This window comes from Thermomonas brevis (assembly GCF_014395425.1).
GTDB lineage: Bacteria > Pseudomonadota > Gammaproteobacteria > Xanthomonadales > Xanthomonadaceae > Thermomonas > Thermomonas brevis.
On the sequence record NZ_CP060711.1, the window covers coordinates 2,967,171 to 2,992,183 of the forward strand.

Below are 25,013 nucleotides of genomic sequence, written 5' to 3' on the forward strand. Positions count from 1 at the left end.
TCACAGCGGTGCCTTGGGCATGCGTGCGGACTTGGATGCGGCGCTGCAAAAAACTGTTGACAGGTCTACGGCATCCCCGGAGAATGCGCGCCTCACCACCTGCCCAGGTGGCGGAATTGGTAGACGCACTAGTTTCAGGTACTAGCGGGTAAAACCGTGGAGGTTCGAGTCCTCTCCTGGGCACCACAGTGGTTCCGAAGAAGCCCGCGCAAGCGGGCTTTTTTGTTATCTGAAACCTGCTGAAAAACAATCAGCATAGGGGTCTCAGCAGCCCACGTAAGTCCGTAATCGGATCAGTTGGTCTTCCGTCATGCTGCCCACCAGTTCGGCGAATAGATAGAACTGCATCACTCTGTCCCATGCCCGGCTGCCGTACCATCGCCGCATGAGCAAACCTCCCAACAAGCGCGGCGCAGGCCGCGGCAAGGCGGCCGGCGGTTCTTCGTCCGGTTCCGGCGGCGCCCGCAAGACGGGCAAGCGCGGCGAGGGCAAGCGGCCGCCGTGGATGCCGGATCTGCCGCCTCCCGCGTCTTCGCATGGCGGCAAGCGCGGGCCGAAGCCGGCGCCGCCATCGTCGCCCGCTTTCGATCCGCACGCGCAGCGCGAGGCGCAGCGCTACGAGAATCCCATCGCCAGCCGCGAGATGATCCTGCAGGTGCTGGCAGCCAACGACGGGCCGATGGACGATACCGAACTGGCGCACAAGCTGGCGCTGACCGCGCCGGACCGCTTCGAGGCGTTGCAGAAGCGGCTGGGCGCGATGCTGCGCGCCGGCCAGCTGCTGCAGAACCGGCGCGGCGGCTACGTGCCGGCGGCGCAGGCCGAGCTGATCGCCGGCAGCGTGATCGCCAATCCCGACGGCTTCGGCTTCCTGCGCCCGGAGAAGGGCGGCGACGACCTGTTCCTGCCGCCCTACGAAATGCGCAAGGTCAGCCACGGCGACCGCGTGCTGGTCAGCATCACCGGCATGGACCGGCGCGGGCGCGGCGAGGCCACCATCGTGGAGGTGCTGGAGCGCCGCCTGACCCGGTTGCTCGGCCGCTACACGGAGGAACTGGGCATCGCCTACGTGGTGCCGGACGACAAGCGCATCCAGCGCAACCTGCTGATCCCGCAGGACGCGCGCAACGGCGCGAAGGCGGGGCAGCTGGTGGTCGCCGAGATCACCACGCCGCAGGATGCGCACCGTCCGCCCATCGGCCGCGTGCTGGCGGTGCTGGGCGACAAACTCACCGCCTCGCAGGCGGTGGAGGCGGCGATCCACGGCCACGACATCCCGCACGAGTTCCCGCCGGAAGTGCTGGCGCAGGCGACTGCGGTGCCGCTGGAAGTGCAGCACGCGGAGGTCGCCGGGCGCGTGGACCTGCGCAAGGTGCCGCTGGTCACCATCGATGGCGAGGACGCCAAGGATTTCGACGATGCGGTCTGGTGCGAGCCGAACAAGGACGGCTTCCGCCTGATCGTCGCCATCGCCGACGTGTCGCACTACGTGCGTCCCGGAACGTCGCTGGACGACGAGGCGCAGTTGCGCGCGACCTCGGTGTATTTTCCCGGCTTCGTGGTGCCGATGCTGCCGGAGACGCTGAGCAACGGCATCTGCTCGCTCAATCCGCAGGTCGAGCGGCTGTGCTTCTGCTGCGACATGCAGGTGGGCCGCGACGGCATCGTCCGCGAATCGCGCTTCTACGAAGCGGTGATGCACTCGCACGCGCGCCTCACCTACACCGACGTGTGGAACGCGGTGGGCGAGGGCATCCCCGAGGACGACCACGACGCGGCGCTGGCGAAGATCGGCCCGCTGCTGCCGCAGATCCAGCGCCTGCACCAGCTCTACAAGGTGCTGGACAAGGCGCGCGCGAAGCGCGGCGCGATCGAGTTCGAGAGCAGCGAGGTGCGCTTCGTGCTGGACGCGAAGGGCGCGGTGACCCAGGCCGGCATGCTCCAGCGCAATGACGCGCACAAGCTGATCGAGGAATGCATGATCGCGGCCAACGTGCAGGCCGCGCTGTTCCTGCTCGACGCGCGCGTGCCGGCGCCGTACCGCGACCACGACAAGCCGCCGGAGTCCAAGTACGCCGACCTGGAGGAGTTCCTCAAGGAATTCGCGCTGCGCCTGCCGCCGTGGGCGAAGGTGAAGCCGAAGGATTTCCGCAACCTGCTGGAGAAGATCCGCGAGCGGCCCGACGCCGCGCTGCTGGAATCGGTGATCCTGCGCAGCCAGTCGCTGGCGGTTTACGCGCCGGACAACATCGGCCACTTCGGGTTGGCGCTGGAGGCCTACGCGCACTTCACCTCGCCGATCCGCCGCTATCCCGACCTGCTGGTGCACCGCGCGATCAAGCACGCGCTGGCCGGCGGCCGGCCGGACACCTACGAATATTCGCCGCACGAGATGGCGGCGCTGGCGCTGCAATGCTCCGAGCGTTCCCGCCGCGCCGACGAGGCGCAGCGCGAGGTGGACGAGCGCTACCGCGCGGCGTGGATGGAAGGCCATGTCGGCAAGGAGTTCGACGGCACCATCAGCGGCGTGACCAGCTTCGGCTTGTTCGTGGAACTGGACGAGTCCAAGGTCAACGGGCTGGTCCACGTCACCCAGCTGCCGCGCGATTTCTACCACTTCGACGCGGTGCGCAAGACGCTCACCGGCGAGCGCCGGGGCCACGAATACCGCCTCGGCGACCGGGTGCGGATCGTGGTGCTGAAGGCCAGCGTGGAGGAACGCAAGATCGACTTCCGGCTGGTGGAGGAAGGCGCGGGCGAGCCGAAGCCGCTGCCGGAGCGGGGCAAGCCGGCGAAGCGGCAGAAGCGGAAATACTGACGCCGCGCAGGTCGGCATGGTCCGGTTGATCAAGTCGCTGTTCGCGATCTCGGACGGCCTTGCGTGGCTGCTGCTGTTCTTCGCGGCGATTTGCACCATTTCGGCGCCGGTCGTTGTCTCGACCTACCGGCGCATCGAGCATGGCGATGCATCGATCCTGCCGGTGGCCGGCATCGCGCTGCTGTGCACGTGCGTCGCGGCGGGGAAGTATGGGCTTGCGCGGCGGCGTGCATGGGCGCTTGTTCTCGTATTGCTGCCCGCCATTGTTGAACTCTGCCTTGGGCGAATTGCCGTGGCTGCGGTGCTGGGTATTCCGATGCTGGTGGTGTTCGGCACGCCATACCTGTTTGCGCTGATGCATGCGTGGGGGCGGCGAAGCGGCATTGAGCTTCTGCTCCCTCCCTTGCAAAGCAGGGGAGGGTTGGGGAGGAGTGCTTCTTGCGCGAAGAGCACCCCTCCCGGCCTCCCCCTTCGCTTCGCGAAAGGGGAGGGGAAAAGCGCGCAAATGAGGTGAGCCAAGGCAAAATAGCCGCATGAGCAAATCCTCCCAATGGATCGTCGGCCTGAACGCGGTGGCTTCCGCGCTGGAGCACGACGCCGAGAACGTGCGCGAAGTGCTGCTGGAAGCCGGCGGCAAGAATCCGCGCATCGTCGAGATCGAACAGCAGGCGCGGCGCAAGGACATCGACGTGCGGCGGGTCGCGCAGCAGGCGCTGGACGGCGTGGCCGGCGGCGTGCGCCACCAGGGCGCGGCGGCGCGCTATGCGGCGGCGAAGACCTGGGACGAGCACGAACTGCCGTCGTTGATCGACGCCGCCGAAGGCAAGGCGCTGCTGCTGGTGCTGGACGGCGTGCAGGACCCTCACAACCTCGGCGCCTGCCTGCGCAGCGCGGCGGCGGCGGGGGCGACGGGCGTGATCATCCCGAAGGACAAGGCCGTGCAGGTCAACGCCACCGTGCGCAAGACCTCGGCGGGCGCGGCGGACACGCTGCCGGTGTTCAGCGTCACCAATCTGTCGCGCACGCTGCGCGAGTTGCAGAAGGCGGGCGTGTGGATTTACGGGCTGGCCGGCGAGGCGGATGCGTCGCTGTATGCGCTCGATCTCAAGGGCAACGTCGCGCTGGTGATGGGCAGCGAGGGCGAAGGGCTGCGCCGGCTGACCCGCGAGAATTGCGACCAGTTGGTGAAGATCCCGATGCCGGGCGGTTTCGAGAGCCTCAACGTCTCGGTCGCCAGCGGCGTGGCCCTGTTCGAGGCGGTGCGGCAGCGGCAGGCCTGACGGGCTCGATGGAAGACGACGAAAGGGGAATGCGATGAATCTCGAGTGGTACGACTGGGTCGGCATCGCCGGCACGCTGGTGGTGTTGGGCGCGTTCTTCCTGCTGCAGGCCGGGCGCATCCACGGCAACCGGCCGATCTATCAGTTGCTCAACCTGTTCGGCTCGCTGGGCATCCTGGTGTCGCTGTGGGGCAAGTTCAACGTCTCGGTGTTCCTGCTGGAAACCGCCTGGGCGGCGATCAGCCTCTACGGCATCGCGCGTTCGTTCAAGGCGAAGGCGGGCGGCAACACGCCGGCCTGAGCGTTCGACGCATCGCGCCCGGCAGCGCCGGGTCATGCGCGGGTCAGCCCGGCGACGACGGGCCGTGGCAGACTGCCGTTCGACCGCAAGCGGGGACGACCCCGCCTCTGCCACGCATCCGGGGACGGCCCCATCGACTCTTGATGGAGCGCTTATGAACTGGATGATCCTGGTGCTGGCCGGCCTGTTCGAGATCGGCTGGGCCATCGGCCTGAAATACACGGAGGGCTTCACCCGGCTGTGGCCGACGCTGGGCACGGTCGCGTCGATGGCGATCAGCGTGGGCCTGCTCGGCGTGGCGATGAAATCGCTGCCGCTCGGTACCGCTTACGCGGTCTGGGTCGGCGTCGGCGCGGTCGGTACCGCGATCCTCGGCATCGTGCTGCTGGGCGAGCCGGCCAATCCGGGGCGGCTGGTCAGCCTGGGGCTGATCGTGGCCGGCATCGTCGGATTGAAGCTGGCCACCGCCGCGCCGGCCGTGGCCGGCTGACTCAAACGGCTCGCCAGCGGTTGGCGATGGCGCAGAACAGCCTGGCGGTCTGCTCGGTGTCGTAGACGGCCGAGTGCGCTTCGTTCGGGTCCCAGCCCAGGCCCGCGGCCATCGCCGCGCGCGCCAGCACGGTCTGGCCGTAGGCCAGGCCGGCCATCGTCACCGTGTCGAACACGCTGAAGGGATGGAACGGATTGCGCTTGTGCTGCACGCGGGCGACCGCGGCGTTGAGGAAGTTGAGGTCGAAGTGGGCGTTGTGGCCCACCAGGATCGCGCGCTGGCAGCCATGCTTCTTCACCGCCGCGCGCACCGGCGCGAAGATCGTGTCCAGCCCGGTGCGTTCGTCCACCTCGCCGCGCAGCGGGTGGCCGATCTTGATGCCGGTGACCTCCAGCGACTTCGGGTCGATGCTGGTGCCGGGCGCGGGGGCGATGTGCGCGTGGGCGACTTCGCCGGGCACGTAGCGGCCGGCTTCGTCCAGTTCGATCGGCACCGCCGCGATCTCCAGCAGCGCATGCCTGTTCCAGTCGAAGCCACCGGTTTCCACGTCGACGACCACCGGCAGGTAGCCACGGAAGCGTTCGGCCATCGGCACGATGGCGGGGGTGTCCTGCGCGTCTGTCATGCCGCAAAGACTAGCAGAGGGTTCCCGACAGCACGCCCTCGTCGCGCAGCCGCTGCAGCATCGGTGCGGCTTCGCGCAGGAAGCCGTCGATGTCGGTTTGCCCGGCTTCGTCGGCCAGTTGTCGCAGCAGCTCGCGGCCGCTGCGCCCGCCGTTTTCGCCGATGCGTTCCAGCAGCCGGAACAGCAGCGGCGACAGCGTGGAGAAGCGGACGCGGCCGTCGTCCTCGCGGCGCAGCAGCACCAGCGTCGGCTCCGGCGGCGGCTCCGTCGGCTGGAACGCGGGGCCGATGCGGTGCACCGGCCAGCGGTAGGCCAGCGGCCAGGCCAGCGGCGACAGCGCGGGAATGCCGGCCAGCAGGTCGCCGTGCGGATCGCAGGGCTTCGATGTGGCGTCGCTGAGCTGCAGGCCGAGCTCGGCCCATTCGTAGTGCGCCAGTTCCGCCAGCCATGGGCGCGTGTCGTCCGCTTCGGCGTCGAGGAAGGCGACGAACTCCAGCCCGAGCCGGGTGAACAGCGGCGTGCCGCTGCGATGGACGGCGAGGAAGCGGCGCAGCAGTGCGTGCCATTCGGCGTCGCCCAGCGTCTGGCGGATCACCGGGAAGTTGCCGGCCAGCAGGCCGTCGAGGTTGTTGAACACCAGCTCGCGGTAGACGTTCAGCCGCCGGTCCTCGATGCCGGGCGGCCCGGCATGCGCGGCGGGATCGCGCACGTGCGCGGCCAGCGCGTGCAGCTGATCGTGCAGCGAGGTCATGGCGCTTTCGCCTGGAGCGCGCGGATGCGTTCGACCTCCGCCAGCAGCGCGGGCAGCGGCGGGAAGTTGAAGTCGCGTTCCAGCAGGGTGGGGCGCACGCCGTGAGTGGCGTAGGCGTGCGCCAGCAGCGTCCACACGTCGTCCTTCACCGCCGCGCCGTGGGTGTCGATCTTCAGGTCGTCGGCTTCGTCGTAATGGCCGGCGACGTGGTAGCTGGCGATGCGTTCGCCCGGCATCGCCTCGATGAAGGCGCGCGCGTCGTAGCCGTGGTTGATCGCGTTGACGAAGACGTTGTTGACGTCCAGCAGCAGGTCGCAGTCGGCTTCGCGCAGGATGGCGCCGATGAACTCGACCTCGCCCAGCGCCCGGTACGGCGCGGCGTAGTAGCTGACGTTCTCGATGGCGATGCGCCGGCCCAGCGCGTCCTGCACCTGCGCGATGCGGCCGGCGACGTGGCGCACGGCATCAAAGGTGAACGGCAGCGGCAGCAGGTCGTAGAGATGGCCGTCCGCGCTGCAATAGCTCAGGTGCTCGCTGTAGAGCGCGGCGCGGTGGCGGTCGAGGAAATCGCGGGTCTGGCGCAGGAAGCCGGCGTCCAGCGGATCGGGGCCGCCCAGCGACAGCGACAGGCCGTGGCAGCTCAGCGGATGCCGCGACGACAGCGCCTCGAGCTTCTCGCCCAGCGCGCCGCCCACGCCGATCCAGTTGTCCGGCGCGCACTCCAGAAAATCGAAGGCGCCCGCAGGCGCCTCGATCAGCTGGTCCAGCAGTGCGCGGCGCAGGCCGAGGCCCGCGCTGCGCCGGGGCAGGGCGTCAGCCACGCCGGCTCACATGCCGCCGCCGCACTTGCCCTCGCCGCATTTGCCTTCCCCGCACTTGCCTTCGCCGGCCTTGCCGTCCTTCTTCATGGATGCGTGGTGCGCGTCCATTTCGGCCTGGCTGACGAAACCGTCCTTGTCGGCGTCGATGCCGGCGAACATCTCGTCCTTGCCGGCGTGCGCGGCGGCGAATTCGGCGCGCGAGATGCGGCCGTCCTTGTCGGTGTCCATCTTCGCCATGCCGCAGCCGCCTTCGTGGTCGGCCTTGGCCGCGGCGGGCTTGTCGGCGCCGGCCATCATCCCGGCCCCGCACTTGCCTTCGCCGCACTTGCCTTCGGCAGCCTTGCCCTCTGCGGCCTTGCCTTCGGCAGCCTTGGCATCCGCGGCCTTTTCGGCGGTCTGCGCCTGCTGCATGTAGCCGTGGGCCATCGCCTGCATCGAGAACAGCGAACCGGCGGCGACGGCGGCGCCGATCGCCAGCGCGAGGGATTTCGGGTGGGTCTGCGACATGGGTTGGCTCCGGGCGCGTCCGCGCATGGGTGGAGCCGCGATCCTACCGCCTGCTCCCCGGCGCGGCCAGCGCGCGGGCGGCCGGGGCGCCATTCATCCTCGGCGGCGATGCGTTCACACCACCGCGGTGTTGCTGTCGTCGCGCTTGTCGCGCGGTGGCATGCGTTCCTCGCCGTGGATCAGGAACCACACGTTCTCGGCGATGTTGGTGGCGTGGTCGCCGATCCGCTCCAGGTTCTTGGCCATGAACAGCAGGTGCGTGCACGGGGTGATCGCGCGTGCGTCCTCCATCATGTAGGTCAGCAGCTCGCGGAACAGGCCGGTGTAGAGCGTGTCCAGCTCGGCGTCGCGCTCGCGCACGTACAGCGCGGCGGCGCCGTCGCGGTTCACGTAGGCGTCCAGCACGTCGCGCACCTGCTGCACCGCCATCCGGCCCAGCGTCCCCAGGCCGCGCGTGTGCGGCAGCGGCGGGGCGAGGTTCAGCGCCAGCGAGCGCTTGGCGATGTTGGCGGCGTAGTCGCCGATGCGCTCGATGTCGGAGGCGACGCGCAGCGCGGCCAGGATCACCCGCAGGTCGCCGGCCAGCGGGCCACGGCGGATCAGGTGGATCACGTCGTGGTTGATCTGGCGCTCCAACGCGTCGATGGCCTCGTCGTTGGCGACCACGCGCTCGGCGGCGCGGTCGTCGCGGCGTTCGACCACGTCCAGCGCGGCCTCCAACTGCGAGGCCGACATCTGGCCCATGCGGATCAGCTCGTCGAGCAGCGCGCGCTGTTCGTCGTCGTAGCTCTTGACGATGTGGTTGTGCTGTTCGTTCATGTCTTTGCTCCTTCCTTCTCCCTTCGGAGAAGGTGCCCCGAAGAAGGGGCGGATGAAGATTCGGCGCGCGTGCGGATTCGTCGGTTCCCCGAACCCTCACCCCAACCCCTCTCCCGGCGGGAGAGGGGCTGCGTCAACCGAAGCGGCCGGTGATGTAGTCCTCGGTCTGCTGCTTGCCGGGATTGGAGAAGATCTGTCCGGTCGCGCCGTGTTCGATCAGGTCGCCCAGGTACATGAAGGCGGTGTAGTCGGAGACGCGCGCGGCCTGCTGCATGTTGTGGGTCACGATCATGATCGTGAACTGCTGCTTCAATTCCTCGACCAGCTGTTCGATGCGGCCGGTGGAGATCGGGTCCAGCGCGGAGGTCGGCTCGTCCAGCAGCAGCACGTCGGGCTTCAGCGCCACTGCGCGGGCGATGCACAGCCGCTGCTGCTGGCCGCCGGACAGGCCCAGCCCGCTCTCCTTCAGCTTGTCCTTCACCTCGTCCCACAGCGCGGCCTGGCGCAGCGCCTGCTCGACGCGCGCGTCCATCTCCGCCTTGTTCAGCCGCTCGTGGTGGCGGATGCCGTAGGCGACGTTCTCGTAGATCGTCATCGGGAACGGCACCGGCTTCTGGAACACCATGCCGACCTTGCTGCGCAGCCGGTTCATCGGATACGCCGGGTCGAGGATGTTCTCGCCGTCCAGCAGCACCTGCCCCTTGGCCTCCAGCTTCGGGTACAGCGCGTAGATGCGGTTGAACACGCGCAGCAGGGTCGACTTGCCGCAGCCGGACGGGCCGATCAGCGCGGTCACGCGCTTCTCCGGGATGTCCAGGTCGATGTTCTTCACCGCGTGGAACTTGTCGTACCAGAAGTTCAGCCCGCGCGCGGCGATCTTGATCGGCGGCGCTTCCGGCAGGGCGGCCTCGCGCACGGGCGGCGCGACGGCAAGGTGTGCGTCGTTCATGGACGGAATCCGGTCGGGGGTCATGGTCATCGCGGGACGGGGCGGCGCGCTTGCCCGGAGCGGGAAAGCCGTCGCGGCGGTGGAGGCGTCAGTCATGGGCGGCGCGCTTGCGCAGCAGGAAGGCGCGGGCCAGCAGGCTGGTCGCCAGCACGAACAGGGTGATCAGCAGCGCGCCGGCCCAGGCCAGGTGCTCCCAGTTCTCGTAGCCGCTGCCGGCGAACTTGTACATCACCAGCGGCACCGCGCTCATCGCGCCGCCGATCTTGAGGCTGAAGAATTCGTTGCCGAAGGCGGTGAACAGCAGCGGCGCGGTTTCGCCGGCGATGCGCGCCAGCGCCAGCAGGATGCCGGTGACGATGCCGGGCAGGGCGCTGCGGTACAGCACCTGCACGGTCACCTTCCACTGCGGGATGCCCAGCGACAGCGCGGCCTCGCGCATCTGCACCGGCACCAGCCGCAGCATCTCGTCGGTGGTGCGCACCACCACCGGCAGCACGATGAAGGCCAGCGACAGCGCGCCGGCGATCGCGGAGAAGTTGCCGCCGGTGTTCATCACGAAGGCCGCGTACACGAACAGGCCCAGCACGATCGACGGCGCCGACAGCAGGATGTCGTTGACGAAGCGCACCGCCGCGCCCAGCCGGCGATGGTTGCCGAACTCGGCCAGCCAGGTGCCGGCAGCGACGCCCAGCGGCGTGCCGATCAGCACGCCCATGCCGCACATCAGCAGGGAACCGACGATGGCGTTGCGCAGGCCGCCTTCCTCCATCGGCGGCGGCTGGTCCTGCGTGAACAGCGAAAGGTCCAGATGCGCGAGGCCTTTCGCAAGCAGCGTCCACAGGATCCAGCCGAGGAAGGCCAGGCCGAACAGCGCGGCGGCGCAGGACAGGCCGATGGCGACGACATTGGTGACGCTGCGGCGGCGGTACAGCGAAGCGGACGGGGCGCTCACCGGTTGCCCTCCTTGCGCGACAGGTTCAGCAGCATCAGCCGGGCGATGGCCAGCACCACCAGGGTGACGACGAACAGGACGAAGCCGAGCAGCAGCAGGGCGGCGCGGTAGGTTTCGGTGGCCTCGCCGAAGTCGTTTGCGATCAATGCGGCAATCGTGGTGGACGGCTCCAGCAGCGAAGCGGTGAAGCCCACGCTGTTGCCGATCACGAAGGCCACCGCCATCGTCTCGCCCAGCGCGCGGCCGAGGCCGAGGAACACGCCGCCGATCACCGCGCTGCGGGTATAGGGCAACACGATGTCCCAGCTCACTTCCCACTTGGTCGCGCCGAGCGCGTAGGCGGATTCCTTGAGCCGGGACGGCACGGTCAGGAACACCTCGCGCATCGTCGAGGAGATGAACGGGATCACCATGATCGACAGCACGATGCCGGAGGTCAGCATGCCGGCGCCGATCGGCGGGCCGCGGAACAGCGCGCCGATCACCGGCAGCGGGCCCACGTGTTCGTCGAGCCAGGGAATCAGGTGCTCGCGCATCACCGGCATCAGCACGAAGAAGCCCCACATGCCGTAGATGATCGAGGGAATGCCGGCCAGCAGTTCGATGGCGGTGCCGACCGGCGCGCGCATCCAGCGCGGCGCCACTTCGGTCAGGAAGAAGGCGATGCCGAAGCTCACCGGCACCGCGATCGCCATCGCGATGACCGCCGTCACTATCGTGCCGTAGATCGGCACCAGCGCGCCGTATCTGTTCTCGACCGGGTTCCAGTCGCTGGAGATGAAGAAGTTGAGCCCCTCGTGCGCCAGCACGCTGCGCCCGCCCCACAGCATCGACAGCGCCGCGCCGGCCAGGGTGACCAGCACGAAGACCGCGGTGGCGGTCAGCAGCCAGCGGAACTGCCGGTCGTGGCGCGCGTCGGCGGCGTCGCGGCGGGAGCTGGCGGGAACGGCGATGGCATTCATTCGGTCTGCTCGTCGCGCCCGCATCGGCGGGCGGCTGCTGTCGTTCGGTGTGGCGCCATGAAACGATGTTTTTGTGACATCCCGATGACGCTGTCACCGGTTTTCGACATGCGGCGTTGCATGTGGATCAGGCGAAAAAAAAGCGGGCCCGAAGGCCCGCCCTGTTTGCCGCGTCGCACCGGGATTACTTGACGTTCTGCGTCCAGTAGCCCTGGATCTGCTGGACCAGCGAATCCGGCAGCGGCACGTAGCCCAGCGAGGTGGCGGCGTCGTCGCCGTTGGCATAGACCCAGCGGAAGAATTCGATGGCGGCCTTGGTGCCCGGCTTGCCGTCCTTGTGCACCAGCATGAAGTTGGTGGCGGTGATCGGCCAGGCGTTCTGGCCGGGCGCGTTGGTGACCACCAGGAAGAAGTCCTTGGCCGACTTCCAGTCCGCGCTGGCGGCGGCTTCGGCGAAGCTGTCGTCGCTCGGGTTGACGTAGTTGCCGGCGGCGTTCTTCAGGCGCGAGTAGGGCACCTTGTTCTGGATCGCGTAGGCCAGTTCGACGTAGCCGATGCTGCCTTTGATCTGCTTGATGTAGGCGGACACGCCCTCGTTGCCCTTGCCGCCGATGCCGACCGGCCACTTGACCGCGGTGCCTTCGCCGACCTTGGACTTCCACTCCGGGCTGACCTTGGACAGGTAGTTGGTGAAGTTGAAGCTGGTGCCGGAGCCGTCCGAGCGGTGCACCACGGTGATCTTCTGCGACGGCAGGCTGATGCCGCGGTTGGTGGCGGCGATGCGGGCGTCATCCCACATGGTGATCTTGCCGAGGAAGATGTCGGCCAGCACGTCCGGGTCCAGCTTCATCGCGCCGGCGGCGACGCCGGGCAGGTTGAACGCCGGCACCACGCCGCCGATCACCGACGGGAACTGCGCCAGGCCCGAGCGCGCCAGCTCGTCAGGCGGCAGCGGCTTGTCGGAGGAACCGAAGTCGACCGTGCCGGCCTTGATCTGGGCGATGCCGCCGCCGGAGCCGATCGACTGGTAATTCACTTCCTTGCCGGTGGCGGCCTTGTAGTCGGACGACCACTTGGACATCGCCGGATAGACGAAGGACGCGCCAGCGCCGGTCACGTCGGAGGCGAAGGCGTTGGCTGCAAAGCTGGTCGCCAGCGCGAGCGCGGCGAGGCGGAACTTGAAGGACTTGGACACGGAGAACTCCTGGAGGGCGGAATCGACGGGCTTGCCCGTTTCGCCGCGCATTGCACCGCCGCCGCGTGACAGTGCCGGGTAGGTTCGATGACGGTTGCGTGACATGCGGCGATGCGCACGCAGTTTTCGCATCGCGGGCGAGAAAGCGCCGCGACCGACACGAAACTGCAATCGACGGCATGTGAAATCCGGCTCCGACATGCGACGCCGGCGCAGACCCGCGCGCAACGGTCATCCATGCAGCCCTCATCCATTCGGAGTCAAACCATGCGTCCCAATCATCTGGCCGCCGCGATCGCCCTGGTCGTCGCCGGCACCCTCAGTTCCACCGCCGCCGCGCAGAGCGCGCCGAGCGCCCAGGACATCGCCGAGCTGAAGGCGCAGATCGCCGCGCTGCAGGCCCAGATCCAGAGCCTGGAGGAGCGCAGCGACGCGCAGTCGGACGTGAACGTCGCCCAGGCCAAGACCAACGAGCAGCTGGACGACGTGGCCTCGCTGAAGAAGCTGGTCAACGACACCAAGCTCAGCGGCCGCCTGTACTACGACCTGACCAACATCGACGACAGCAGCAAGGGCGTGAAGACCGACAAGTCCGGTTTCGCCTTCGACATCAAGCGCTTCTACCTGGGCGTGGACCATAAGTTCAACGACCAGTGGTCGATGAACCTGACCACCGACTTCCAGTATTCCTCGGCGATCTCCTCCACCGAGATTTACCTGAAGAAGGCCTACGTGCAGTACAAGCTCAGCGACGCCTTCGTGCTGCGCGCCGGCGCCGCCGACCTGCCGTGGGTGCCGTTCGCCGAGAACTACTACGGCATGCGCTACATCGAGAACACCATCGCCGACCGCCTGAAGTTCGGCACCTCGGCCGACTGGGGCGTGCACGCCGGCGGCAAGCTGGCCGGCGGCTCGATGGAGTACGCGGTGGCCGCGCTGAACGGCAACGGCTACAAGAACCCGAGCCGCAGCAAGGGCCTGGACGTCGAGGGCCGGCTGAGCTTCGCCCCGACCGAGAAGACCGTGATCGGCATCGGCGCCTACTCCGGCACGCTGGGCAAGGAGAAGCAGACCGTCGACGCGCTGCACACCGCCAACCGTCTGGACTTCCTGGCCGCCTACATGTCCGGCAACACCCGCTTCGGCGTCGAATACTTCCAGGCCAGCAACTGGAACAACGTCACCAGTCTCGCGTCCGACAAGGCCAGCGGCTGGTCGCTGTGGGGCAGCGTCGGCCTGAACGACAAGGGCGTGACCCTGTTCGGCCGCTACGACAACAGCGACATCAGCAAGACGCTGGATCCGACGCTCCAGGACACCTACTACAACATCGGCGTGGAATGGCCGATCGCGCCGGGCGTGAAGATCGCGACCGTGTACAAGCACACCGGCCAGCGCAACGATGCGCGCAGCAAGGACCTGAAGACCGACGAGTTCGGCGTGTGGGGCGAGTTCCGCTTCTGATCGGAAGGCATGGATGGCGCGGATCACGACGATCTGCGTCATCCGTACGGCAGCAGCGGGACTCGTCCCGCTGTTGCTTTGTGTGCAAGGCGAGGCCGGTCAGCTGGTTTTTTCGGCGCGGATCAACGCGGATGAACCTCTGATCGAGGTTTGATCCGCGTTTTCCGCGTTGATCCGCGTCCGATGCTTCGCTCCAAGAATGTGCGGAGCACCCGCGCCTTCGTGGAATCAGGTCTGCCAGCTCGACGGCCCCTTCTCGGGCCAGCGGCACAGGTCGTGGATCGGGCAGTGCAGGCAGTCCGGCTTGCGCGCCTTGCAGGTGTAGCGGCCGTGCAGGATCAGCCAGTGGTGCGCGTCGCGCGCGAACTCGGCCGGCACCAGCTTCACCAGCTTGTCCTCGACCGTGCGCACGTCCTTGCCGGGCGCGAGGCCGGTGCGGTTCGAGACGCGGAAGATGTGCGTGTCCACCGCGATGGTGGGTTCGCCGAACGCGGTGTTGAGCACCACGTTGGCGGTCTTGCGGCCCACGCCGGGGAGCGCTTCCAGTTCCTCGCGGGTGTGCGGCACTTCGCCGCCGTGCTTCTCCAGCAGCAGCCGGCATAGCGCGATCACGTTCGCCGCCTTGGCGTTGTACAGGCCGATGGTGTTGATGTAGCGCTTCAGCCCGTCTTCGCCCAGCGCGAGGATCGCGGCCGGCGTGTTGGCGACCGGGTACAGCTTGCGGGTCGCCTTGTTGACGCCGACGTCGGTGGCCTGCGCGGACAGCACCACCGCCACCAGCAGCTCGAACGGCGTGGTGTATTCGAGCTCGGTGGTCGGATGCGGATTGGCGGCGCGCAGGCGCGTGAACAGTTCGACGATCTCGTCCGGCGTCAGCTTGCTGCCGCGCGCGGCGCGGGGTTTGCCCGGTGCGGTCATGCGTGGCGCGCCTTCGCTTTCGCCAATGCGCGCGCGAGCGCGTCCGCGGCGGCGGAGGGCAGCGCGACGGGGGTTGCCTGCTGCGTGGCCGGCGCGGCAACGGGACGACGCGCGGCCTCGCGTTCGGCCTTGATCCGCGCCAGCCGCGCGGCGCGGGCGCGATGGCGTTCGCGCGCGGACAGCGCGAAGCGGCGGGCGTCGCGCGCTTCGATCAGCCGGATGCCGCATTCCCCTGCGCAGGCCGGGCAGGGCCGGGCGTCGAGCAGGCCCAGCGACAGCGCGGCGTCGAGGTCGTCCTCGCGCAGCGCCGCGAGCAGCGCGTGCGCCGGATGCGGCTGCGCGCAGGCGCAGGCGGGGCAGGGCGGGGCGCTGGCGATCCGGTCGGTCATCGTTGTTTCAATGCGTTGTCGTAATGAGCGCAGCGAGGGACCTGTTTCTGCTTGATGCGGATGCGAAAAAGCAGGTGCTTGACCGCGCTCAGGATGACGCGCGGCGGTTCAGGTGCCGGTGAACGCCGGCTTGCGCTTCTCCAGGAACGCCGACGTCCCTTCGCGCATGTCGTTGGTGGAGAACGCCAGTCCGAACTGCGCGGCTTCGTACTCCAGCCCTTCCTCGATCCCGCATTCGCCGCCCACGTTCACGCAGTCCAGCATCCCGCGCAGCGCCAGAGGCGCGGCGGCGGCGAGCTGCGCGGCCAGCTTCATCGTTTCCGTTTCCAGCTCGGCGGCGGGCACCACGCGGTTGACGATGCCGAGCTGCAACGCGCGCTCGGCATTGACCGGCGCGCCGGTCAGGCACAGCTCCAGCGTCGCCGCGCGCCCGCACAGGCGCAGCAGGCGCTGGCTGCCGCCGAAGCCGGGGATCAGGCCGAGGTTGATCTCCGGCTGGCCGACCTTGGCCGTGTCGGCGGCGATGCGCAGGTGGCAGCTCATCGCCAGCTCCAGCCCGCCGCCGAGGGCGAAGCCGTTCACCATCGCGATCACGGGCTTGGGCATGCGCTCGATCCGCCGCATCATCCGCGTGCCGCGCAGCGAGAAATCGCGGCCCTGCACCGGCGTCAGCGCGTTCATCTCGGCGATGTCGGCCCCGGCCACGAAGGCTTTCGGGCCGGCGCCGGTCAGCACCACCACCCGCACGGCGGCGTCGCCCGCCGCATCGGCGAAGGCGGCGTCCAGCGCGTCCAGGGTGGCGGCGTTCAGCGCGTTGAGCTTGTCGGGACGGTTGATGCGGAGGGTGCGCACGCCGTCGTTGGTGTCGATCAGGAGCAGGCTGTCGGTCATCGGGGTTCCGGGGAACATGAACGGGAAATCCGGTGGCGGGCGGAACTTCGGCCGTCCGCGCCGGTCGCAGGGGAGGGTTCAGTAGCCGTCAAGGGCTGCGGCCAGTATCCTAGCGTGTCGCGTCGGTGCGGTTCGACCGGACGGACGAATCGACCGGCGGCGACGCCGGTTTCCTGCAGGCCGCCCCGGTGGCCTCTTCAACGAATGAGGTTGTGGATGAAGTTGCGTGCGATCGCTGCCAGCGTGGCGGCCCTGACCCTGACCGCCGGCATCGCTTCGGCGCAGACCAAGCCGGCGGCCGCTCCCGCCACCCCCGCCGCCAAGCCGGCGGCCGGTTCGGAAACCCCGCCGGTGGTGGACAAGACCCACGCCAGCTACGCCTTCGGCTGGCAGCTCGGCCAGGAACTGGCCAATGCCGATGAGCCGATCGACATCGCCACCGTGGTGCGCGGCGTGCAGGACGCCTTCGCCAAGAAGCAGCCGGCCTACACCGAGCAGCAGCTGGGCACCGCCTACGCCGGCTTCCAGAAGCGCCTCGAACTGAAGGCGCAGGCCGCCTTCCGCAAGGCGCTGGCCGACAACGAGGCGCAGTCCGCCGATTTCGTCACCAAGTACAAGGCCGAGCAGGGCGTGATCACCCTGCCGAGCGGCATCATGTACCGCGTCGCCAAGGCCGGCACCGGCGCCAAGCCGACCGCCAACAGCGAAGTGCAGATCGCGTTCCGCAGCTTCCTGGGCGCGGTGGGCGTGCCGCTGAGCGGCGTGCAGACGCCGCCGCCGTTCAAGGTGTCCGACGCGCCGATCCCGGCGCTGAAGGAAACCCTGCCGCTGATGGCGCAGGGCACCGTGTGGGAAGTGGTCATTCCGCCGGGCAAGGGCCTGGGCGGCGCGCAGAACCAGCAGTTCGCGAAGCAGGCCGTGGCCATGCAGATCGAGCTGGGCGCGGTGAAGTAAGCATCGCACGGCCCGCGCGCTCCGGCGCGGGCAAGCAAGCGTTCCGAAGCGCCGGCCCCGTGCCGGCGCTTCGCGTTTGCGGCGCTACCATGTAGCGATGAGTTCCCAATTCCGCGCCGTGCTCAGTCCCTGCATCGGCGTCTGCATCCTCGACGAAGACGGCCTGTGCCGCGGCTGCCACCGCACCGGCGCCGAAATCGCGGCCTGGGGCGCGATGGGCGACGACGCCCGCCTGCGCTACATGGACGTGATCCTGCCCGCGCGCGCCGTGCAGCGGGAGGCGGAATGATGCAGGCCGACGCGCTGGCGTCGCGCCTCGGCGCCGCGCTGCATCCGCTGGACGCGCCGCCGGACTCGCCGTGGAACCTGGACGACCTGGACGGATTGCCGCTGCCGGCGCAGCCGCTTCCGGCCGCCGTGCTGGTGGGCGTGATCCCGCGCGCGGCCGGCGCCGGCGTGCTGCTGACGCGCCGCAGCGACGGCCTGCGCCACCACGGCGGGCAGGTCAGCTTCCCCGGCGGCCGCATCGAGCTTGCCGATGCCAGCCCCGCTGCCGCCGCGCTGCGCGAGGCGCGCGAGGAAGTCGGGCTGGAAGCCGCGCAAGCGCGGGCGCTGGGCTACCTCGATCCGCTGCTGACCATCACCGGCTTCCGCGTGCTGCCCACGGTGGTGCTGGTCGATCCCGATTTCCGCCCGCGGCCGGAGCCGGGCGAAGTGGCCGACGTGTTCGAGGTGCCGCTGGCGCTGCTGATGGATCCGGTGCAACTGGAGAAAATCGAGCTGTCGTTCGGCGGCCGCGCCCGCCACGTGTTCCAATACCGCTACCAGCCGCAGCGGATCTGGGGCGCGACCGCCTCGATCCTGTACAACCTGCGCGAACGCTTGGCGCGCACCGAACACGGGAGAACGTGATGGCCGGATGGAATACCTTGGTGCAGGCGGACATCCTGTCGGTGGCGCTGGGGCGCCCCGACCTGGCGATCGTCGACTGCCGCTTCTCCCTGCTCGATCCGAACCTGGGCGAGCAGGCCTGGCTGAGTTCGCACATCCCCGGCGCGGTCTACGCGCACCTGGAGCGCGACCTGTCCGACATGACCCGCAAGGGCGTCGGCCGGCATCCCTGGCCGGACGCGGCGGCGTTCTGCGCCAAGCTCGGCAAGTGGGGCATCTCGCCCGCCACGCAGGTGATCGCCTACGACGACGGCGACGGCGCGATGGCGGCGCGGCTGTGGTTCCTGCTGCGCGCGCTGGGCCACGAGAAGGTGGCGGTGCTGGACGGCGGCTGGTCGCGCTGGGTGTCGCTGGGCTTGCCGGTGTCCAGCACGCCCCCACGCCGCCGCCGGTGCCGGTGCGCTACGAGGCCGCGTTCGACGCCACGCGCCTGTACGACGCCAACGCGGTGGAGGCGCATCTCGCCGCCGGCGGCCTGCTGGTGGACGCGCGTGCTGCGGCCCGCTTCCGCGGCGAGGAGGAACCGCTGGACCGCGTGGCCGGCCATGTGCCCGGCGCGGTCAACCGGCCCTATGCGCAGAACCTGGCCGAAGGCCGCTTCAAGGCGCCGATGCAGCTCGCCGACGAATACCGCGCGCTGCTGGCGGGACGCGATCCGTCCGAGGTGGCGGTGATGTGCGGCTCCGGCGTCACCGCCTGCCACAACCTGCTGGCGATGGAGCGCGCCGGGCTGCGCGGCGCGAAGCTGTACATGGGCTCGTGGAGCGGCTGGATCGCCGACCAGACCCGCCCGGTGGCGACCGGCGCATGAGCGGCCGCGTCGAAATCTGGCATCGCCCGACCTGCAGCAACTCGCGCGGCGCGCTGGAGATATTGCGCGAGGCGGGCATCGAACCCGTCGTCGTGGATTACATCGCCCAGCCGCCCAGCGTGGAGCGGCTGCGCCAGGCCATCGCCGACGCCGGCCTGAGCGTGCGCGACGCGATCCGCAGCAAGGAGCCGGACTATGCCGCGCGCGGGCTCGGCGATCCGTCGCTGTCCGACGACGCGCTGCTGGAGGCGATGGTGGCCGCGCCGATCCTGATCAACCGCCCGTTCGTGTTCACCGACAAGGGCGTGCGGCTGTGCCGGCCGCCGGAGACGGTGCGGGAGCTGCTCGATTGAGTCATGGACGTTGCCCGGGAATCGCGGCGACGTCATTCCGCGGCGTGGCTTGATCCAGCATCGGGGTGATTTGAGGAAGGCCAATGGATGTCGCCGCCGTCAAGGAGCACTGCAGCCGCTATCCCGGCGCGACCTCGACAGCGTACGGGCCGCCCAGCAACGTCCTCGTCTACTACGCTGGCGGCAGGAAATTCGCCTACTTCAAGACCAGCGATCCGGAGAAGTGGCGTTTCAGCATCCGGACGACGCCGGAACGCTTCCTGGCGCTGACCGACGTGCCGGGCATCAAGCCGGCCCGATACCTGGCCAGATTCCATTGGGTCACGATCGTAGATGTCGGCGCCGTTCCCGCCGACTATCTCCAGGAATTGATCGCGTGGTCCCATGCCAAGGCGATCGCGCGTCGTGGGAGGAAGGCGGCAACCCGTCGCCGCGGATGAGCATCCCGATGGTTCGCTCGCGCGACGCCGTTGCGCGGCGGCTTGGCTCGGGCGTCAGGCCGCTGGTGGAAAACCGTTCAATCGGAGAGGGCGAATGATCGAACTTCCCATCAGGGAGCCGTGCGACCTTTGCGTGGCGGCCCGCGAAGAAAGCTGGAAGATCATCGACGAAAGCGAACACACGCTGACCGTGATCAACCCGTGGCAATTCGAGGTTGGCCAGTGCTGCGTCATCACGCGCCGGCACGTCGCGACGCTGCTCGATCTTTCCGATCAGGAGTGCGGCGCCATCCTCGTCTCGGCCAAGCGGGTCGCCGAGGCGCTGGTCAGAGCCTATCGGCCGCTCGGAATCCTGACGTTCCAGAACAACGGGGTCTTCAGCGGGCAGGAAACGCCGCACTTCCATTTCCACGTCGTGCCCCGGCAGAAGGGCAGCGATTGGGGCATCGGTCCGCCTCAACTCGCGACATTCGATGGCGCCGGACGGGAAAGGGGCATCACGCACGATGCCGGCGAGGACGCGCGCCGCCGGGAGCGGGTCCAGGTATCCGCCGAGCAACTTGCCGAAACCGTGAACCTGATTCGTTCCAATCTGCCTGCGTAGCGCTCCGGCTCACGAGTCGGGCGACAGGCCCGGTGCGGGAATCGATTGGCGGCGGCCAACGATGCGTTCAAGCCGACGCCGCTTCGCGGGCAGACTGGATCAGGGAACCTCCTGTCCCTCCGAAAGCGATCAAGCGGATGGACGAGGGAACGGTCGCCTTGCGCCAGCCTACTTGCCGATCCGCGCCAGCATCGCCCGCAGCGCCGCCTGCGTGTCCGGATGCGACCACTGCGCGACGAAGCGCGGCAGGTCGATGCGGTCCGGTTCCAGCGCGGCGACCACTTCGCGGCGGGCGATGGCGCGGGTTTCCAGCATCGGCATGTGCGGCAGCTGCAGCAGCTCCTCCTGCCAGACGCGGGCGCGCACCGCCACTTCGTCGATGTGGGTGAGTTCGTCCACCAGCCCGATCCGCAGCGCCTCGGCGGCGTCCGGCATCGCGCCGGCGACCAGCAGCCGCTCCGCTCGGTGCGGACCGACCACCCGCGCCAGCAGCGCCTGGATGCCTTCCGGCGCGACCAGGCCCACCTGCGTCTCGTTCAGGCCGATGCGGTAAGGGCCGTCGGCCATGATCCGGTAGTCGCAGCACAGCGCCAGCACGCAGCCGCCGGCCGGCGCGTGGCCGGCCATCGCCGCGACCACCGGCACCGGGCTGGCGGCCAGCGCGCGGGCGGCGTGGAAAAACGCTTCCCAGGCCTGCATCAGCGCCGCCTGGTCTTCGCCCAGCGACAGCAGGTGCGGCACGTCCAGGCCGGCGGAGAACACCTTGGGCCCGCCGGCCAGCACGATGCCGCGCGCGCCGTGCGCCGCCGCGTCGCGGACGGCGTGGGCCAGTTCGGCGCACAGTTCGGGATTCAGCGCGTTGACCGGCGCGCGTGCCAGCCGCAGTTCGTGGACCTGGCCGTGGACGGTGGTGTCGATCAGGGACATGCGCGGGTTCCGGGGCGAGGGGCGGCCATGATAGGCGCGGGGATGTTGGCGCGGCGTCGTTTGCGCCGGTTACGGCGCGGCGGCCAGCAGCCGTTCGGAAGCGCGGCGCACGCCGTCGGGCAGGGGGGTCGGCTTGCCGTCGCGGCGGCCCACCCACACGGCGACCACGTGGCCGTCGCAGTGCAGGGTGCCGTCGGCGGCCACGATGCGGTGGCCGATCACCACGCTGCTGTTGCCCAGCTTCTCGGTGAACAGTTCGACGAAGACGCTGGCCGGGTATTCGATCGGGCGCTTGAAGTTCAGCGTGGCCGAGGCGACCACCGGGGCCGAGTCCTCGGTCACCCACGGCTCGCCGATGGTCTCGAACCACTCGATGCGCGCCTGTTCCAGGAAGGTCAGGTAGCGCGCGTTGTTGACGTGGTTGAACGCGTCGAGGTCGCTCCAGCGCAGCGGAATGGGGGTGCGGAACACGGTGCTGTCGGTCATGCGTCGGCCTTCTTCTTGTTCTTGCGCGGGGTGGAGGCCGAGCGTGCCGGATGTTTTTCGAGCAATGGCGCAAGGAAGCGGCCGGTGTGCGAATCGGGATGCGCCGCCACGTCCTCCGGCGTGCCGACGGCGAGAATCTGGCCGCCGCGATGCCCGCCTTCGGGGCCGAGATCGACCACCCAGTCGGCTGTCTTGATGACGTCGAGGTTGTGCTCGATGACGACCACCGTGTTGCCGTCGTCGCGCAGCCGGTGCAGCACCGCCAGCAGCGCCTCGATGTCGTGGAAGTGCAGGCCGGTGGTCGGCTCGTCGAGGATGTAAAGCGTGCGCCCGGTGTCGCGGCGCGAGAGTTCCTTCGACAGCTTCACCCGCTGCGCCTCGCCGCCGGACAGCGTGGTCGCGCTCTGGCCCAGCTTGATGTAGCTCAGGCCCACGTCCATCAGCGTCTCGAGTTTGCGGGCGATGGCCGGCACCGGCGCGAACAGCTCCAGCGCCGCCTCCACCGTCATTTCCAGCACGTCGTGGATGCTGTGGCCCTTGTAGCGGATTTCCAGCGTCTCGCGGTTGTAGCGCTTGCCCTGGCAGACGTCGCAGGGCACGTACACGTCCGGCAGGAAGTGCATCTCCACCTTGATGAGGCCGTCGCCCTGGCAGGCCTCGCAGCGCCCGCCGCGCACGTTGAACGAGAAGCGCCCGGGCGAATAGCCGCGCGCGCGCGCTTCCGGCACCTGCGCGAACAGTTCGCGCAGCGGCGTGAACAGGCCGGTGTAGGTGGCGGGGTTGCTGCGCGGGGTGCGGCCGATGGGCGACTGGTCGATATCGACCACCTTGTCGAACAGGTCCAGCCCGACCACGTCCTTGTACGGCGCGGGCGTGTGCGATGCGCCGTTGATCTCGTTGGCGGCCAGCGCATACAGGGTGTCGTTGATCAGCGTCGATTTGCCCGAGCCCGACACGCCGGTGATGCAGGTGAACAGCCCCGCCGGAATCTCCAGGTCGACGTTCTTCAGGTTGTTGCCGCGCGCGCCCTTCAGCTTCAGCAGCATCTTGCGGTTGGGCGGGTTGCGGTGTGCCGGGATTTCGATCTTCTTCTTGCCGGACAGGTATTGCCCAGTGAGCGAACGCGGCGCCTTCAGCACGTCGGCCAACTGGCCTTGCGCCACCACCTCGCCGCCGTGCACGCCCGCGCCGGGGCCGATGTCCACGATGTAGTCGGCCAGCCGGATCGCGTCCTCGTCGTGCTCCACCACCAGCACGGTGTTGCCGAGGTCGCGCAGGCGGGTCAGCGTGCCGAGCAGGCGCTCGTTGTCGCGCTGGTGCAGGCCGATGGACGGCTCGTCCAGCACGTACATCACGCCGACCAGGCCCGCGCCGATCTGCGAGGCCAGCCGGATGCGCTGCGCCTCGCCGCCAGAGAGCGAATCGGCCTTGCGCTCCAGCGTCAAATAATCGAGGCCGACATCGACGAGGAAGCCCAGCCGCTCGCGGATTTCCTTGACGATCTTGGTGGCGATTTCGCCGCGCCAGCCGGGCAGGGTGAGCGTGTCGAAGAACGACAGGCAGGCGTCGATCGGCAGCACCGCGATCTCGGGCAGCGGGCGGTCGGCCACAAACACGTTGCGGGCCTGCCGGTTCAGGCGCGCGCCGTTGCATTCGGGGCAGGAGCGCTCGCTGATGTACTTCGCCAGTTCCTCGCGCACCGCCGCGCTTTCGGTTTCGCGGTAGCGGCGTTCGAGGTTGGGCAGGATGCCCTCGAAGGCGTGCTTGCGCTGGTACTTGCTGCCGTTCTCGCTGACGTAGCTGAGGTTGATGATCTCGCCGCCGCTGCCGTGCAGGACGATCTCGCGGATGCGCTCCGGCAACTGCTGCCACGGCGTATCGACGTTGAAGCCGTAGTGCTTCGCCAGCGAGGCGATCATCGAGAAGTAATAGGAATTGCGCCGGTCCCAGCCGCGCATCGCACCCGCCGCCAGCGACAGCTCGGGATGCGCCACCACCTTGCCCGGATCGAAGAACTGCGCCACGCCCAGCCCGTCGCAGCCGGGGCAGGCGCCGATGGGCGAGTTGAACGAGAACAGGCGCGGTTCGAGTTCGGGCAGCGAGTAGTCGCAGACCGGGCAGGAATAGCGCGAGGAGAACAGTAGCGGCGCGCGCTCGGGTTCGTCCATCGACTGCACGATGGCCATGCCGTCGCCCAGCTTGAGCGCCGTCTCGAACGATTCGGCCAGCCGCTGGCGGATGTCGGCGCGCGGCTTGAAGCGGTCGATCACCGCCTCGATGGTGTGCTTCTGCCGCAGCGCCAGCGGCGGCACCGCGTCGATCTCGTGCAGCGCGCCGTCCACGCGCACGCGCACGTAGCCCTGCGCGCGCAGCTGGTCGATGACCTGCGCATGCTCGCCCTTGCGTTCGCGGATCACCGGCGCGAGCAGCATCCAGCGCTGCTCGGCCAGCGCCGGATCGGCTTCCATCGCCAGCACCTGGTCGACCATCTGGCTGACCGTCTGCGCTTCCAGCGGGAAATGGTGATCCGGGCAGCGCGGGCTGCCGACGCGCGCGTACAGCAGGCGCATGTAGTCGTGGATCTCGGTGATGGTGCCGACCGTCGAGCGCGGGTTGTGGCTGGTCGATTTCTGCTCGATGGAAATCGCCGGCGACAGCCCTTCGATGTGGTCGAGGTCGGGCTTGTCCATCACGCTGAGGAACTGCCGCGCGTAGGCCGACAGCGATTCCACGTAGCGGCGCTGGCCTTCGGCGTAGATGGTGTCGAACGCGAGCGACGACTTGCCGGAGCCGGACAGGCCGGTGATCACGATCAGCTTGTCGCGCGGCAGGTCGAGGTCGATGTTCTTGAGATTGTGCGTCCGTGCGCCGCGGATGCGGATGTAGTCCAGGGCCATCGGTGGGGGATCCTGCGGTGGGGGACGGCCGGCGGGCGTGCCGTCGGCCAATCGGGAAGCGTAGCGAGCCACTGATTTGGGGGCAAATCGTCGGATTGCCAGTTTCGGGGCGCGCGTCTCCGGGGTTGAGACGCTTGGGCGACGCCTGCCCAAGGGTATGGCTCCGCCGCCTTGTCCAGTCGTCCAGGATTGATGCGGCGGCCGCGGGCCATCCATGGCCCGCTCGGAGCCATACCCCTTGGCAGACGCCGCCTCCCGGCTGTTTGCTTCTTCTTGTGGCATGCGCCGGCGCAAGTGTCCGAGCGCCCCGACCCGAGGGGGTGACGCCGAGCAGGCCATGGGTGAGTCCGGGCTGCTTGCGCGGCACTGCCGCGCGCCCGGACGAACGCCCGGCGCGCTGCGCCGGGCCGGGGGAGCCGCGAAGCGGCGCGCCTGCGCCCGCGACCTGAGTCGTGGAT

General features: G+C 68.9%; 26 protein-coding genes, 1 tRNA gene and 2 pseudogenes. 14 read left to right on the forward strand and 15 right to left on the reverse strand.

Translation table 11 applies throughout. The annotated features are described in order from the left end of the window. The first annotated feature begins 101 nt into the window (after positions 1 to 101). The 6 genes from H9L17_RS13720 to sugE all read left to right on the forward strand — a co-directional run bounded on the left by H9L17_RS13720 (position 102) and on the right by sugE (position 4,889). A tRNA-Leu gene (locus H9L17_RS13720) sits at positions 102 to 186 on the forward strand. Positions 187 to 385: 199 nt separating this feature from the next. Next, entirely contained in the window at positions 386 to 2,818 is a 2,433-nt protein-coding gene (gene rnr, locus H9L17_RS13725; protein ID WP_187569977.1) for a ribonuclease R, read from the forward strand. A gap of 16 nt (positions 2,819 to 2,834) precedes the next feature. Continuing rightward, positions 2,835 to 3,332, forward strand: coding sequence for a hypothetical protein (locus tag H9L17_RS13730; RefSeq protein WP_187569978.1), 498 nt, complete (start codon positions 2,835 to 2,837; stop codon positions 3,330 to 3,332). 19 nt (positions 3,333 to 3,351) lie between these two features. Then, complete coding sequence (gene rlmB / locus H9L17_RS13735; RefSeq protein WP_187569979.1) at positions 3,352 to 4,098, forward strand: 23S rRNA (guanosine(2251)-2'-O)-methyltransferase RlmB; 747 nt, start codon at positions 3,352 to 3,354, stop codon at positions 4,096 to 4,098. A 34-nt stretch (positions 4,099 to 4,132) separates the two neighbouring features. Next, the gene (locus tag H9L17_RS13740; protein WP_187569980.1) at positions 4,133 to 4,399 is read left to right on the forward strand and encodes a CBU_0592 family membrane protein; all 267 of its coding nucleotides are present in this window, start codon (positions 4,133 to 4,135) and stop codon (positions 4,397 to 4,399) included. Between the two features lie 154 nt (positions 4,400 to 4,553). Further along, complete coding sequence (gene sugE, locus H9L17_RS13745) at positions 4,554 to 4,889, forward strand: quaternary ammonium compound efflux SMR transporter SugE (RefSeq protein WP_187569981.1); 336 nt, start codon at positions 4,554 to 4,556, stop codon at positions 4,887 to 4,889. 1 nt (position 4,890) lies between these two features. Here sugE and rnt read toward each other — a convergent pair whose 3' ends face one another. The 9 genes from rnt to pstS form a co-directional block, all read right to left on the reverse strand. Continuing rightward, positions 4,891 to 5,514: a ribonuclease T gene (gene rnt / locus H9L17_RS13750; protein ID WP_187569982.1), complete on the reverse strand. Its 624-nt coding sequence runs from the start codon at positions 5,512 to 5,514 to the stop codon at positions 4,891 to 4,893. A 10-nt stretch (positions 5,515 to 5,524) separates the two neighbouring features. Then, on the reverse strand, positions 5,525 to 6,265 hold the full coding sequence (locus H9L17_RS13755) for an HvfC family RiPP maturation protein (protein WP_187569983.1): 741 nt from the start codon (positions 6,263 to 6,265) through the stop codon (positions 5,525 to 5,527). Beyond that, positions 6,262 to 7,086 carry an HvfB family MNIO-type RiPP peptide maturase gene (locus H9L17_RS13760; protein WP_187569984.1) on the reverse strand — a complete coding sequence of 275 codons (825 nt, stop codon included), beginning with the start codon at positions 7,084 to 7,086 and terminating at the stop codon, positions 6,262 to 6,264. Before H9L17_RS13760 ends, H9L17_RS13755 begins: the two co-directional genes overlap by 4 nt. A gap of 6 nt (positions 7,087 to 7,092) precedes the next feature. Then, positions 7,093 to 7,593, reverse strand: coding sequence for an HvfA family oxazolone/thioamide-modified RiPP metallophore (locus H9L17_RS13765; protein WP_187569985.1), 501 nt, complete (start codon positions 7,591 to 7,593; stop codon positions 7,093 to 7,095). Positions 7,594 to 7,707: 114 nt separating this feature from the next. Further along, positions 7,708 to 8,412: a phosphate signaling complex protein PhoU gene (phoU, locus tag H9L17_RS13770; RefSeq protein ID WP_187569986.1), complete on the reverse strand. Its 705-nt coding sequence runs from the start codon at positions 8,410 to 8,412 to the stop codon at positions 7,708 to 7,710. Positions 8,413 to 8,545: 133 nt separating this feature from the next. Further along, the gene (gene pstB / locus H9L17_RS13775; protein ID WP_187569987.1) at positions 8,546 to 9,361 is read right to left on the reverse strand and encodes a phosphate ABC transporter ATP-binding protein PstB; all 816 of its coding nucleotides are present in this window, start codon (positions 9,359 to 9,361) and stop codon (positions 8,546 to 8,548) included. 88 nt (positions 9,362 to 9,449) lie between these two features. Further along, positions 9,450 to 10,313 carry a phosphate ABC transporter permease PstA gene (pstA, locus tag H9L17_RS13780; RefSeq protein ID WP_187569988.1) on the reverse strand — a complete coding sequence of 288 codons (864 nt, stop codon included), beginning with the start codon at positions 10,311 to 10,313 and terminating at the stop codon, positions 9,450 to 9,452. Next, the gene (pstC, locus tag H9L17_RS13785; RefSeq protein ID WP_187569989.1) at positions 10,310 to 11,275 is read right to left on the reverse strand and encodes a phosphate ABC transporter permease subunit PstC; all 966 of its coding nucleotides are present in this window, start codon (positions 11,273 to 11,275) and stop codon (positions 10,310 to 10,312) included. Before pstC ends, pstA begins: the two co-directional genes overlap by 4 nt. Positions 11,276 to 11,459: 184 nt before the next feature. Beyond that, on the reverse strand, positions 11,460 to 12,470 hold the full coding sequence (gene pstS, locus H9L17_RS13790) for a phosphate ABC transporter substrate-binding protein PstS (RefSeq protein ID WP_187569990.1): 1,011 nt from the start codon (positions 12,468 to 12,470) through the stop codon (positions 11,460 to 11,462). A 267-nt stretch (positions 12,471 to 12,737) separates the two neighbouring features. Here pstS and H9L17_RS13795 point away from each other — a divergent pair, with 267 nt between their 5' ends. Further along, positions 12,738 to 13,934, forward strand: a complete 1,197-nt coding sequence (locus H9L17_RS13795) for a porin (protein ID WP_187569991.1) — start codon at positions 12,738 to 12,740, stop codon at positions 13,932 to 13,934. Positions 13,935 to 13,947: 13 nt separating this feature from the next. Beyond that, positions 13,948 to 14,088 carry a hypothetical protein gene (locus H9L17_RS13800; RefSeq protein WP_187569992.1) on the forward strand — a complete coding sequence of 47 codons (141 nt, stop codon included), beginning with the start codon at positions 13,948 to 13,950 and terminating at the stop codon, positions 14,086 to 14,088. 74 nt (positions 14,089 to 14,162) lie between these two features. On the opposite strand, the gene nth is transcribed toward H9L17_RS13800, so the two are convergent. From nth to H9L17_RS13815, 3 genes are all read right to left on the reverse strand, one after another. After that, entirely contained in the window at positions 14,163 to 14,852 is a 690-nt protein-coding gene (gene nth / locus H9L17_RS13805) for an endonuclease III (protein ID WP_187569993.1), read from the reverse strand. Continuing rightward, complete coding sequence (locus tag H9L17_RS13810) at positions 14,849 to 15,241, reverse strand: hypothetical protein (protein ID WP_246455099.1); 393 nt, start codon at positions 15,239 to 15,241, stop codon at positions 14,849 to 14,851. Before H9L17_RS13810 ends, nth begins: the two co-directional genes overlap by 4 nt. A 108-nt stretch (positions 15,242 to 15,349) precedes the next feature. Beyond that, the gene (locus H9L17_RS13815; RefSeq protein ID WP_187569994.1) at positions 15,350 to 16,132 is read right to left on the reverse strand and encodes an enoyl-CoA hydratase/isomerase family protein; all 783 of its coding nucleotides are present in this window, start codon (positions 16,130 to 16,132) and stop codon (positions 15,350 to 15,352) included. 216 nt (positions 16,133 to 16,348) lie between these two features. Here H9L17_RS13815 and H9L17_RS13820 point away from each other — a divergent pair, with 216 nt between their 5' ends. From H9L17_RS13820 to H9L17_RS13845, 6 genes and pseudogenes are all read left to right on the forward strand, one after another. Next, positions 16,349 to 17,086 (forward strand): FKBP-type peptidyl-prolyl cis-trans isomerase N-terminal domain-containing protein, encoded by a 738-nt coding sequence (locus H9L17_RS13820; RefSeq protein WP_187569995.1) that lies wholly within the window; start codon positions 16,349 to 16,351, stop codon positions 17,084 to 17,086. A gap of 97 nt (positions 17,087 to 17,183) precedes the next feature. After that, positions 17,184 to 17,998: pseudogene (locus H9L17_RS13825) on the forward strand (CoA pyrophosphatase). Further along, positions 17,998 to 18,848 (forward strand): annotated as a pseudogene (locus H9L17_RS13830) (sulfurtransferase). Before H9L17_RS13825 ends, H9L17_RS13830 begins: the two co-directional pseudogenes overlap by 1 nt. Further along, positions 18,845 to 19,201 carry an arsenate reductase (glutaredoxin) gene (gene arsC / locus H9L17_RS13835; RefSeq protein WP_187569996.1) on the forward strand — a complete coding sequence of 119 codons (357 nt, stop codon included), beginning with the start codon at positions 18,845 to 18,847 and terminating at the stop codon, positions 19,199 to 19,201. Before H9L17_RS13830 ends, arsC begins: the two are co-directional and overlap by 4 nt. Before the next feature lie 83 nt (positions 19,202 to 19,284). Beyond that, entirely contained in the window at positions 19,285 to 19,641 is a 357-nt protein-coding gene (locus tag H9L17_RS13840) for an MmcQ/YjbR family DNA-binding protein (RefSeq protein ID WP_187569997.1), read from the forward strand. Between the two features lie 94 nt (positions 19,642 to 19,735). Beyond that, the gene (locus H9L17_RS13845) at positions 19,736 to 20,245 is read left to right on the forward strand and encodes an HIT family protein (RefSeq protein WP_187569998.1); all 510 of its coding nucleotides are present in this window, start codon (positions 19,736 to 19,738) and stop codon (positions 20,243 to 20,245) included. Between the two features lie 168 nt (positions 20,246 to 20,413). On the opposite strand, the gene H9L17_RS13850 is transcribed toward H9L17_RS13845, so the two are convergent. The 3 genes from H9L17_RS13850 to uvrA form a co-directional block, all read right to left on the reverse strand. Further along, positions 20,414 to 21,172, reverse strand: a complete 759-nt coding sequence (locus tag H9L17_RS13850; RefSeq protein ID WP_187569999.1) for an enoyl-CoA hydratase/isomerase family protein — start codon at positions 21,170 to 21,172, stop codon at positions 20,414 to 20,416. A 69-nt stretch (positions 21,173 to 21,241) separates the two neighbouring features. Further along, entirely contained in the window at positions 21,242 to 21,658 is a 417-nt protein-coding gene (locus H9L17_RS13855; RefSeq protein WP_187570000.1) for an acyl-CoA thioesterase, read from the reverse strand. Beyond that, positions 21,655 to 24,555, reverse strand: a complete 2,901-nt coding sequence (gene uvrA, locus H9L17_RS13860; RefSeq protein ID WP_187570001.1) for an excinuclease ABC subunit UvrA — start codon at positions 24,553 to 24,555, stop codon at positions 21,655 to 21,657. The genes H9L17_RS13855 and uvrA overlap by 4 nt, the downstream gene beginning before the upstream one ends. Positions 24,556 to 25,013: the final 458 nt, after the last annotated feature.